Source organism: Rhodoferax sp. (assembly GCF_039922535.1).
In the GTDB taxonomy this organism is placed as follows: Bacteria; Pseudomonadota; Gammaproteobacteria; order Burkholderiales; family Burkholderiaceae_C; genus Rhodoferax_B.
The window spans coordinates 1-11,829 of the sequence record NZ_JBDTEM010000143.1 but is presented as its reverse complement, the minus strand read 5'-3'; the positions used below and the strand labels follow the sequence as shown (position 1 = coordinate 11,829).

Below are 11,829 nucleotides of genomic sequence, written 5' to 3'. Positions count from 1 at the left end.
AGAAGTCGGGCAAGGGCAAGCAGGCGATCAGCGCCACGGCGGCCAGTAGCAGCAGCCGCGTCACGGTGTTGTTGAGAATGTGGGTCATAGCTTTGGCCTGCGGTTCAGTGGTCGTCGTCCGAATGGCCACTGGCCAGTGAACGCCATAGCAGGATGGGCAAGATCAGCGTGAACACAATCACTTCCTTGAAGGCGCTGGCCCAGAATGAGGAGAAGGCTTCGACGATGCCGACAAACAGTGCGCCGATGGCCGCCGCCGGGTAGCTCGCCAGCCCGCCAATCACGGCGGCCACAAAGCCCTTCAGGCCAATCAAAAAGCCGGAGTCGTAAAAGATGGTGGTGGTGGGGCCGATCAGCAAGCCCGACAGCGCGCCAATCAAGGCCGCCATGGCCAGCGTGAGGCTGCCCGCGGTATGGGTGGAGATGCCCATCAGGCGGGCACCCAGGCGGTTGATGGCGGTGGCGCGCAAGGCTTTGCCAAACAGCGTGCGTTCAAAGAACTGCCACAGCAACACAATCAAGGCCAATGACGCCGTGCAGATGATGATGGCTTGGCCGTTCACGTTCACCGCACCCAGCTGGAAGCGCTGGTCCCAAAAGCTGGGGTTGCGAAAACCCTCGGCACCAAAGAACAGCAGGCCCAGGCCGGTCATGGCAAAGTGCACGCCCACCGATACGATCAACAGCACCAGGGTGCTGGCATCGGCCAGCGACTGGTACACCACGCGGTACATCAGCGGGCCAAAGGCGGTAACGATGCAGACGCTGAGCAGGGCTTGCACCAGCAGTGGAAACTGCCGGGGCGCAGCCCAGGCGGTGATGGCGGCAATGGCCACCGGTACCACCAGCGTACGCAGCAAAGCCTTGGCGGCGGCGCTGAACTGGTGTAAGCGTTGCCATGCGGCCCAGGAATTCATCAGTGCGGCCACACCGGCCAAAATCACCAGCAGCCAGACGGTGCCAGGGATGGCGCCGGTCTGCAGAATCGCCAGCGTGAGCGCGCCATAGGCGACAAACTCACCTTGCGGAATAAAGATGACCCGCGTCACGGCAAACACCAATACGATCGCCAGGCCGAGCAAGGCGTAAATCGCACCGTTGGTGATGCCGTCCAGTAGCAGGACACTGGCGATCGAAAAGTCCATGAAAAATCCTAGGAAAAAAAGAGTGCGATGGGCTTAGGCCTTATTCGACTTTCCAGTCGCCCTTGACCACTTTGACGATCACACCGGTGTCATTGGTATAGCCCCAGTGGTCGTCCTTGGTCCAGTTCATCACGCCTTGGGACAGCGGTGTGGGGCCCATGGTCTCCAGCGCATCACGCAGCGCGGCACGGAATTCCTTGGTGCCGGGCTTGGCTTTCTTGAGCGCCATCGGAATGATTTTTTCCAGGATCAGCTCAGCGTCATAAGAGTGCGCGGCAAACTGGTTGCGGCTGCCAGGGCCGTAGGTTTTTTCATACTTCTGCACGTAGTCCAGCGCCAGTTTCTTGGACGGATTGCTGTCGGGCAACTGTTCCGGTGCAATCACCGGGCCAGAGACGACATAAGCACCGTCGATGTCCTTGCCGCCGACGCGCATCAGGTCGCGGGTGGCGGCAGCGTGGGTTTGGTAGATCTTGCCCTTGTAGCCGCGCTCGACCACTGCCTTTTGCGGCATGGCTGCGCCGCTGCCAGAGGCGGCGATCAGAATCGCATCCGGCTGTGTGGACACCAACTTCAGAGCCTGTGCGGTGGCACCCGTGTCGGTGCGGGCAAAGCGCTCGGACGCAATCACCTTGATGCCAGCTTTTTCAGCCACGGCCGTGAATTCCTTCAGCCAGCTCTCACCGTATGAATCGGTGTAGCCCAGGAAGCCTACGGTTTTTACGCCCTGCTTTTTCATGTGCTCCACCACGGCATACGACATCACGGCGGTGGACTGCGGCAGGCGGAAGCTCCAGAAATCCTTGCCCGGTTGCAGCGGGGTCGGCGAGGCCACCAGCTGCGGCGTTTCCGACTCGAACGCCACGCCTGCAACGGCGATGCCCACGGGGGTGGCGGCCGAGCCGATCAGCAAATCCACCTTGTCTTCCGACACCATGCGGCGGGCATTCTTCACGCCGTTGGTCGGGTCGGAGGCATCGTCCAGAACGATGATGTTGAGCTTTTCACCGGCAATGGTTTGCGGCCACAGCTTGATCTCGTTCGCCATGGGAATACCCAGGCCCGAGGCCGGGCCCGTCAGCGGCAGGATTACGCCGATGGTGACATCGGCCAGCGCCAGGCCAGAGGCCATGGATGCGGCCAACGCGATGGCGGTGAATACGGTTTTTTTTGTAGATTGCATGGTTGTCTCCTGGGGTGCGGTGGCGGAACGTAAAAACAGGGGGATGGAACTTACCGTGGTGCCATGCGCAGTGCGCCATCCAGGCGAATCACTTCGCCGTTCAGATGCCCGTTGGTCACCACGTGCGCGGCCAGCTCGGCGAATTCGGAGGGCTTGCCCAGGCGCGATGGGAATGGGATCGATGCCGCCAGCGATGCCTGTACGGCCTCGGGCAGTTCTTGCATCAGCGGCGTGGCAAACAGGCCGGGGGCCACGGTGCAGACGCGGATGCCGTACTGCGCCAGGTCGCGTGCCATGGGCAGCGTCATACCGACTAGGCCGCCCTTGGAGGCGCTGTAGGCTTGCTGGCCCACCTGGCCGTCAAAAGCTGCCACGGATGCGGTGAATAGGATCACGCCGCGTGCACCGTCTTCCAGCGGCTCGAGCTTTGCGCAGGCGGCGGCAAACAAACGCGTCATGTTGTAGCTGCCGATCAGGTTGACCGCGATCACTTTGGCAAAGGCATCCAACGGGGCCGCGCTACCGTCTTTTTGCACCACGCGCTTGGCACCGCCAATACCGGCCACATTCATCAAAATGCGGGCTGGGCCGTGGGCTGCGGCGGCTTTCTCCATCGCAGCGCTGACGCTCTCAGGGTTGGTGATATCGCATTGGCAGGCGATACCGTTGATCTCGGCAGCGACCTTTTCGGCACCCGCGAGGTTGACATCCAGAATGGCAACCTTTGCACCTAGGCGCGCCAGTTCCCGGGCAGTGGCTTCGCCCAAGCCGGAGCCACCGCCGGTGACCAGTGCTGCGTGTCCTTGAATGTTCATTTTGATGCTCTTTTCTACTATTGAATGTGTCGCAATATGGGTGAATTTTTTAGGGTCTATATCCCTAAATGGCCTGCGGCGAAAGCTGCTGCGCCATGGCGATGTGTTCGTTGCAGGTATTCAAAGGGATGTCTTTGCATGCCAGAGAGGTTTGCTGTTTCTTAGAATGAATTATGGTTATAAAAAATAACTAAATAAAGCGTCGCAGACGCCATTTTGTTAGGTGTTTACCCTGTTCGTTCGGGGCGTGTTGAGGTCCTGGTGGCTCCGTCCGATCGTGCCGTACGCCGCGCTGGCAGCAGGCGCTTAGACAAGTGGTATCCATGCACATCCTGCCTATGCCGAGTGCCTGTATTCCAGGCTTGCGCGTCCATGCGGTCATTCGGTATCTAGACATTTTGGAATCGCGTATGGCTTGGAATTACGCATGCTTCGCGCCCGACGCGGCATGGGTTCCATCGTTTTTATTGATGCTGCACATGACCATATAGTCATTGCCTGCTGCGGGCCGCACATAGGCCATTTTGTCGGCGGGTAGGCCGGTAATGGGGTGTACGCCCCTGAACTCGATCCAGCCACCGCCTTCGTCGGCGACCGTGATGGTCTTGTGGTTCAACTCTTCAAGATTGACGCCCGGCGCGGCCACCGCAGGTTTGTTGGCCCGGCTGGGGTCCATGCCGAAAGCGCGGAAGTAGCCGTTGCGGTCCAGCACGATGATGAACAGATCGCGTTCAATGAACCCGCCTTGCCGGTCGTGAAAGCGGCGTACGGCCGACCCCAATCCTGCAGACGCAATGAGTGCGCACGCCTTCTCAACCAGTATGCGGGCTTCGTCGGCGCAACCCTGGCGCAGCCGCATGGAGATGACGGTTGACGATAAATTGCTGGCTTGCGAGCGGAGCTTTTCGGCCGAACGGGCAGACACTTCGACCAGCTGTGCGTTGCGTTGGGTGATGTCGTCCAAGCTGCGAACGGCCTGGGCAATCTCCTGAATGCTCGTACTTTGCGCGGTATTGGAGGATGAAATATGACCGACCCGGACGGTGACTTCGCGGATGCCGCTGACAATGTCTTGCAGCAAGCGGCTGGTCTGGTGGATGTGCACGACGCCACCCGAGACTTCGTCAATGGAGCCCTGGATCAACTTTTTGATTTCACCGGCGGCCTTGGTGCTGCGCTGCGACAGGGTGCGCACCTCGGAGGCGACCACTGCAAAGCCCCGCCCTGCCTCGCCTGCCCGGGCAGCCTCCACGGCGGCATTCAGTGAGAGGATGTTGGTTTGGAAGGCAATACCGTCGATCACCGCAATGATTTCGGTCATTTGCTTGGATCGTTTGGCAATGCTTTCCATGGCTTCAACGGCCGATTGCACGATGGCTCCACCGTTGTCTGCGGTGTGCTGAACCTTTCCGGCGTGTTGGTGCACTTCAAGCGCATCTTCGGCACTGCGCTGAACGGTGGACGCCAGCTCAGACACGCTGGCCGCCGTCTGCTCCAGGCTTGCCGCCTGCTGCTCGGTGCGCTCAGACAGGCTGTAGGTGCCGCTGGACAACTGGTCGCCGGCCATGCTCACCAGCTCCGCCTCGCTGCGGATGGCTGCCACAATCGCGGACAAGTTTCGACTCATGCGTTCCAGGCGTTGCGCGATGCTGGCCAATTCGTCGGACCCGGTGATCGCTGCACTGTGCCGGAGATTGCCACTCAAAACGGCATCTACCAACTCGGCAAGCTCTTGCAAACCCTTCGACAGGTTGGCTTGAAGGCATACGCAAAAGTAGATCAAAGTGGCGACACCTAGGACTGTCAACCAAAGAAAAATTGGGCGTGAGACGCTGTCTGCTGCGCCGCTATACAGGCTGCTGAGTGCCACTGCCAGCGAAGCCGCCAACAAGCCAAAGACAATTGCCAGCTTGCCGTTCACATGCAGGCGCTCCATCAAGCGTACGCCAGGACGAAGAATCAATGTACCGATTGCCATCGCAATTCCTTGTGGTTGGAGAGGCGGCTTCAAACCGCGCGCTAAAGTCGCGACAGAGCGCGGTCAAGCGCGTTCAATAGCAAGCACCGCGCAATCAGGCCGTAGCGTGCAAGTACCGAAATGGCCAGGGCATAACGGTCCGGTCGCCCCTGCTATTTCTCGGCAGGTTTGATGGTTGGATGCAGTTGGTCGGTGTGCATGGCTTCCACCAGGGCGGCGCGGTGCTGGAGCACGGCACGCTGGTTGATGGAGCCCTTGTCGGTAATCTCGCCTTTGTCCAGCGAGGGCGGCTCGGCCATCAGGTGGGCGCGGGCAATGCGGGTGGCGCTGCCGGTGGATTCGGCGGCCAGCGTGCTGATGACCTGTTGGAAATGGGCCTGCACCGGCGCGCTTTCCAGCACGGCTTGCTGGCTGGCATCGGCAGGCAGGCCGCTGAGGCTGCGGCAGGCGCTGGTGGGGATGATCAAGGCACCGACTTCCTTGAGGTTGATGCCGGTGAGCACCGCGTCCTGCACATAGGGGGCACCCGCTGCAATGATCTTGGCGCGCATCGGGCCCACGCTGACAAAGGTGCCGGTGCTGAGCTTGAAGTCTTCGGCAATCCGGCCGTCGAATTTCAGGCCCTGGTGCAGGTCGTTCGGGTCTATCCATTGCACCGCGTCACCCGAGCAGAAGAAGCCTTCTTCGTCAAAGCAGGCCTGCGTGGCTTGCGGGTTGCGCCAGTAGCCGGGCGTGACGTTGGGGCCACGGTAGCGCGCCTCGGTCTTGCCGTCCACGGGTACCAGCTTGAGCTCCAGGCCGGGCGCGGGCACGCCCACATAACCGGCCTTGACGTGGTGGCTGTTGACCCCCAGGCAGTAGGGCGTGCATTCGGTCATGCCCAGGCCGGTGCTCATCACGATACGTTCGCCCACTTCGCGCTCGGCGCTGGCAAACAGCGCATCCCAGATCGGCTGCGACAAAGCCGCAGCGGCAAAGAAAAACATCTTCACCCGGCTCAGCAGATTCTTGCGCAGCAGGTCGTCTGTTTGCATCACCTCGGCCAGCACCTCGAAACCGGTGGGTACGTTGAAGTACACGGTGGGCGCAATCTCGCGCAGATTGCGCAGGGTCTCGGCCATGCCCTTGGGCGTGGGTTTGCCTTCGTCCAGGTACAGCGTGCCGCCGTTGTAGATGGTGATGCCAAAGTTGTGGTTGCCACCAAACGTGTGGTTCCAGGGCAGCCAGTCCACCAGCACCAGGGGCGTTTCGGCCAGCACGGGCATGGCCTCGTTCATTTGCTGCAGGTTGGCGCTCCACATACGGTGCGTGACGACCACGGCCTTGGGCAGCTTGGTCGAACCCGAGGTGAACATGAACTTGGCGATGTCGTCGCCGGTGATGGCGGCATGCGCGGCATCTACCGCCGGGGTGGCGGGGGTGTTGAGCAGCGTGCTGAAGGGCACTGTGTCGCGGCCCGGAATGCTGCCGCTGCCCAACACCACCTGCACATCGGCCCCCACCGTCGCCTGGATGGCGCGGGCAAAGCGCTCGCCATTGCTGGCAAACACCAGGCCGGGGGTTAGCGTGCCTAGCACGTGGCGCAGCTTGTCGAAGTCTTGGCTAATGGTGCTGTAGGCGGTGGACACGGTGCAATGCGGCACGCCTGCCACCAGGCATCCCAGCGCCAGCAGGGCGTGGTCCAGGTCGTTTTCACTCAGGATGGCGACCGGGCGCTCGGCGCTGAGGTCGAAACCGTGCAGCGCCTGGGCAATGTTGCGGGCCGACTGCCAAGCCTGCGCATAGCTGATGTGTCGCCAGTCGCCCAGGCTGCCATCGGCGTTTTTTACACGCTGGGCCATCCAGGTGTGGTCGGGGGTGGCGGTGGCCCAGTGCGCCAGCCGGTCGGTCAGGCGCGTGGGGTAGGGCTGCAGGTCTTGTTCGGCGCGCACGTACACCACGCCCTGGGCGGTTTCACGGGTGGTCACGCGGGTGACGCCGAAGCGCAGCGGGCGGTATTGGGGGGCAGCCATGGTGTGTCTCTGTGGTTATTGTTTTGGCGGACGCTCAGGCTTTTTGCACCTTGGCGGCCTTGCCGTCCAAGAAGGCGCGCACGCGTTGTTTGGCTTCGGGCGCGCTCTGGGCAATCGCGGCCATCATGGCTTCGGTGAGGAAGCCCTGGTCGGCGGGTTGCTCGGCAATGCGGGGCAGGGCGTGCATCAGCGCGTAGTTGGTCAGCGGCGCATTCTGCGCGATGCGCTTGGCCAGCTCCAGCGCCTTCTCAAACGCGGCACCGGTGGGCACCAGGTACTGGGCCATGCCGATGCGTTCGCCATCTGCTGCGTTGTAGACACGGCCGGTCATCATCATGTCGGTCATACGGGCAGTGCCGATCAGCCGCGGAATGCGTACCGCGCCGCCGCCGCCCACAAAGATACCCCGCGAGCCTTCGGGCAGAGCGTAAAAGGTGGACTCATCGGCCACGCGGATGTGGCAGGCGCTGGCCAGCTCCAGCCCGCCACCCACCACCGCGCCGTGCAGCGCCGCCACCACCGGCACCGGGCCGAACTGCACGCGCTCCAGCGCGGCGTGCCACATGCGGGAATGCAGCAGGCCCTGGCCTGCGTCCCGGTCTTTGAGCTCGCTCAGGTCCAGGCCCGAGCAGAAGTGGGGGCCTTCGCCGTCGATCACCGCTGCCCGCACGCTGCTGGGCAGGCCGTCGAGCAGATTGCGCAACGCCAGGATCAGGCCGTCGTTCAGCGCATTGCGTTTGGCCGGGCGGGTCAGGCGGATGACGGCAATTTCTTGGTCATCGCCACAAATCTCAAGGGAAATGTCGGAGGTGGAAGCGGAATGTGGTGTGGTCATGGTGTGGTCTTCGTCTGGCTGAATTATGGTTATGAAAAATAACTAAAACAAGGTGGATGGAGACAACAATCGTAGGTGCTTTCCCTAGCTTTTTGGAAGTCCAATAAGGTTATATTAAATAACTAATTTGGCATCAATAATCCAACGGTTCAGCAGAATTGGCAGAGCCCTGGTGCGTGTTGAGGTCACCCGATGTTGGTCCATTTGAGAGCCCCTATGAAACACTTCTCTGCCTCCTTCTCAAACACCTGGATTATTGATGGCGTGCGTACGCCATTGGTCGATTACTGTGGTGCCATGGGCCAGGTATCGCCCACCGACATGGGCATCAAGGTGGCCCGCGCGGTGCTCGCGCGCAGCGGCGTGTCCGCAGCCGATGTGGACTCGGTGATCACCGGCTCCATGGCGCAGGCCGACTTTGACGCCTTTGTGCTGCCGCGCCACATCGGCCTGTATGCGGGCGTACCGATCGCCGTGCCGTCGATCTTGGTGCAGCGCATCTGCGGCACGGGTTTCGAGCTGTTTCGGCAGGCGGCCGACCAGATCGCCCTGGGCTACGCCGAACTGGCGCTGGTGGTCGGCACCGAGTCCATGACGCGCAACCCGATTGCCGCCTACACCCACCGCAACGGCTTCAAGCTGGGCGCGCCGGTCGAGTTCAAAGACTTTCTGATGGAAGCCTTGATCGACACTGCCGGCCCGGTAACGATGATCGAGACCGCCGAAAACCTGGCCAAGCAATACGGCGTTAGCCGCGCCGATGTGGACGCCTTTGCGGCCCTGTCGTTCGAGCGTGCGCTGAAGGCCCAAGCCGACGGTTTCCATGCTGGCGAGATCGTGCCCGTCGTCAGCGAAAAATTTGAGTTGGATGGCTACGCTACCCGCGGCATCCAGCTGCCGCGCAAGGTCACTCAACTGGACCGCGATACCCATCCGCGCCCATCGCCCGTCGAAGCCCTGGCCGGCTTGCGTACCGTCTACCCTGGCGGCGTGCAGACTGCCGGCAACAGCTCGGCGCTGGTGGATGGCGCGGTGGGCGCACTGGTGGCCAGCGATGCCTACGTGCGCAAGAACGGCTTGCAGCCATTGGCCCGTTTGTGCGGCGCCGCCGCTGTCGGTGTGCCGCCCGAGCTGATGGGCATCGGCCCAGCCCCGGCCATCCGTGCCTTGCTGCAGCGCTGCGGCCTGCAGCTATCTGACATTGGCCTGTTTGAAATCAACGAAGCCCAGGGCGCACAAACCATTGCGGTGGAGCGTGAACTCGGCCTGGACCGCGACAAGCTCAACGTCAACGGCGGTGCCATCGCACTCGGCCATCCACTGGCCGCGACCGGCGTGCGTCTCACCGTGACCCTGGCGCGCGAACTGCGCCGCCGCGGTGTGCGCTACGGCATCTCTAGCGCCTGCGTCGGCGGCGGCCAAGGCATGGCATTGCTGATAGAGAATCCACTGGCCTGAGTTGATTTGCTATTGAATGAATAGCTTCTGGCGCAGATGCTTCCTGCGCTAGAGCCCTATTTACCTTATAAACTTCAGGCAGCCAGTGCCGTGGCCTTGATGTGGTCCAGCACGCCGAACAGCTCGTCCACCTGGGCAGACGTGAACAAAACGTCGGGCCCCTGGGGCGCGTAGCTGGTGAAGGGCGGCTCATACAACAAGCCCGGCTCCATCACCCCACGCTCGGTCAGGTGGGTGACGATCAGGTTCACAAACTCCAGCTGGTTGGCGCTTAGCGTCTTGCCCGCCACAAAGGCGTTCAGCGCCAGCGTGGCGGCTTCTCGGTCCAGCCCCACCAGTGCACGCACAAACAGGCCCAGCCCATGCGCCTCTTGCCCGGCGCGGGCCACGTCGTCGGCCGAGCCGGTGCCGCTGTCCACCAGCAAGCGCTCCAGCTCCGCCAGGTCGGTGGCGGTCAGCGGCTGGTTGCGGCGCAGCTTGTGCAGGGTAAGGTGGTTTTCATGCGACTTCAAAAAGGCCCGCACCTTCAGGCGAAAGCGCTCAAAGTCGCCCGCGCTGCCGCCCAGCGGCAAGGCAATTTCAGCCGACTCGCCCACCGCATCTTCAAAGTCGGTGTAGACCACCTTGCGGCGTATCTTGTCCAGCAGCTTGATGAGGCCACGCAAATGCCTGCGCGCCTGCTCCAGCATGGGCAGGGTCACGTCTTGCCACCACTCTTCACCGGCCACCGCCTCAATCAGCACCATGTGCTGCTGCACGGCAGGGATGCTGCCCAACTCACTCAAGCCATCGGCCAGCGAACGCACCTGCTCGCGCAGGCGGACAAAACCCACATCGCCGCGCGCACTGCCCAGCTGGGTGCGCAGCATCAGCAAATCGAAACGCTTGGCCTCTTCGTCATCGTCGCGTACGGCGCTGGGCAGGCCTGATACATGTTCGGCCAGCTCCAGCAGTTGGTCGCCGGTAACTGCGTGCCAGGCAGTGGCTTCACTCCATTGCTCCACCCAGCGGCGCTGCGGGCGCACGACAAAGTTGTCCAGCCGCATGCCCGCCACTACGGCGTGCAAATGGGTGGCCGTGTCGGCGCGCAGGCTGGCCGTGGTCAGGCCATAGCCTGCGCGGGGCTCTGCGGCTTGGGCACCTTGCGCATTGGCAAGTTGCTCGTCCAGCACCGACAGCAATTCGAGCCGCGCCTTGAAGCTGCGCTGGCTCAGGGGCTCGGCCACATTGCCTTTGCTGCCTTCGAGGTTCTGGCTGAAGAACTCCAGGTTCTGGCAAAAGTCGAAGATCAAAAACTCTTTTTTGTCTTGCTCCGGGCCAAACAGGTTTTTGCACAGCCGCGTGCCGCGCCCCACCATCTGCCAGAACTTGGCCTTGGAGCGCACGATCTTGAAGAACACCAGGTTCACCACCTCGGGCACGTCAATGCCGGTGTCCAGCATGTCCACCGATATGGCGATGTGCGGCGACTTCTCTTTCACGCTGAAATCGTCAATCAGGCTCTGCGCGTACTCGGTTTGGTAGGTGATGACGCGGGCAAACTGGCCAGCGTAGTGCGGGTAGTTTTCATTGAATCGCTTGGCAATGAACTCGGCGTGCAGGTTGTTTTTGGCAAACACAATGGTCTTGCCCAGCCGGTCGCCGCCAGCCACCTTGTGGCCACGCGTCATCAACAGCTCCAGCACCTTGTCTACGGTGTCGGTGTTGAACAGCCATTTGTTCACCGCCTCTGCGCCCACCTCGTCGGGGGCGGGCCCGTCTTCTTCCCAATCCAGCGTGTCCCACTGCTCGCGCTCGTCTTCGTTCAGCTCGGCGTATTTGATGCCCTCGCGCTGGAACTTCAGCGGCACCGACACCGCACGCGGCGGTACCAGGTAGCCCTCGGCAATCGCATCCTCCAGCCCATAGGCATCGGTTGGCACGCCGTCTTCCAGGCCAAACAGGCCATAGGTGTTGCGGTCAATCTCGTCTTTGGGCGTGGCCGTCAGGCCTACCAGCAGCGCATCGAAGTAGGCAAAGATGGCGCGGTACTTTTGGTAGATAGAGCGGTGCGCCTCGTCCACGATGATCAGGTCAAAGTGGCCCACGCCAAAGCGGCGCAGCCCATCATCCGTCTCGTTGATCAAGCCCATCATCGTGGGGTAGGTGGATACATACACCCGGCCCTCGGTGGCCTTCTCGGTCACCAGGTTCACCGCCGCCGCGTCGGGCAGATGCGCCTTGAAGGCATTGGCCGCCTGGTTCACCAGCGCCACGCGGTCGGCCAAGAACAGCACGCGCTTGGCCCAGTTGGCCCGCTGCAGCAGGTCTACCAGCGCAATCACGGTGCGCGTTTTGCCCGCACCCGTGGCCATCACCACCAGGGCTTTGCGCTGGCGGTCGCGCTCAAAGGTTTCGCCAATG

Annotated in this window: 8 protein-coding genes; 1 reads left to right on the top strand and 7 read right to left on the bottom strand. The window is 62.0% G+C overall.

The genetic code is table 11. The features are described 5' to 3' along the window. Positions 1–104: 104 nt before the first annotated feature. From ABI213_RS06530 to ABI213_RS06505, 6 genes are all read right to left on the bottom strand, one after another. A complete protein-coding gene (locus tag ABI213_RS06530) occupies positions 105–1,145 on the bottom strand; it encodes a branched-chain amino acid ABC transporter permease (protein ID WP_348026488.1) in 1,041 nt (346 codons plus the stop codon). Between the two features lie 40 nt (positions 1,146–1,185). Further along, complete coding sequence (locus tag ABI213_RS06525; RefSeq protein WP_348007912.1) at positions 1,186–2,328, bottom strand: ABC transporter substrate-binding protein; 1,143 nt, start codon at positions 2,326–2,328, stop codon at positions 1,186–1,188. A gap of 50 nt (positions 2,329–2,378) precedes the next feature. Then, a complete protein-coding gene (locus ABI213_RS06520) occupies positions 2,379–3,143 on the bottom strand; it encodes an SDR family NAD(P)-dependent oxidoreductase (protein WP_348007911.1) in 765 nt (254 codons plus the stop codon). A gap of 421 nt (positions 3,144–3,564) precedes the next feature. Continuing rightward, entirely contained in the window at positions 3,565–5,121 is a 1,557-nt protein-coding gene (locus ABI213_RS06515; protein ID WP_348026486.1) for a methyl-accepting chemotaxis protein, read from the bottom strand. Between the two features lie 152 nt (positions 5,122–5,273). Next, positions 5,274–7,133, bottom strand: coding sequence for a feruloyl-CoA synthase (locus ABI213_RS06510; RefSeq protein ID WP_348007909.1), 1,860 nt, complete (start codon positions 7,131–7,133; stop codon positions 5,274–5,276). Positions 7,134–7,167: 34 nt separating this feature from the next. Next, positions 7,168–7,968: a crotonase/enoyl-CoA hydratase family protein gene (locus ABI213_RS06505; RefSeq protein WP_348007908.1), complete on the bottom strand. Its 801-nt coding sequence runs from the start codon at positions 7,966–7,968 to the stop codon at positions 7,168–7,170. A gap of 216 nt (positions 7,969–8,184) precedes the next feature. Between ABI213_RS06505 and ABI213_RS06500 the strand changes: the two genes are divergently transcribed. Beyond that, a complete protein-coding gene (locus ABI213_RS06500; RefSeq protein WP_348007907.1) occupies positions 8,185–9,426 on the top strand; it encodes a thiolase family protein in 1,242 nt (413 codons plus the stop codon). Between the two features lie 74 nt (positions 9,427–9,500). On the opposite strand, the gene ABI213_RS06495 is transcribed toward ABI213_RS06500, so the two are convergent. Continuing rightward, the coding region (locus tag ABI213_RS06495) for a DEAD/DEAH box helicase family protein (protein WP_348026484.1) at positions 9,501–11,829 on the bottom strand (2,329 nt) is incomplete at its 5' end.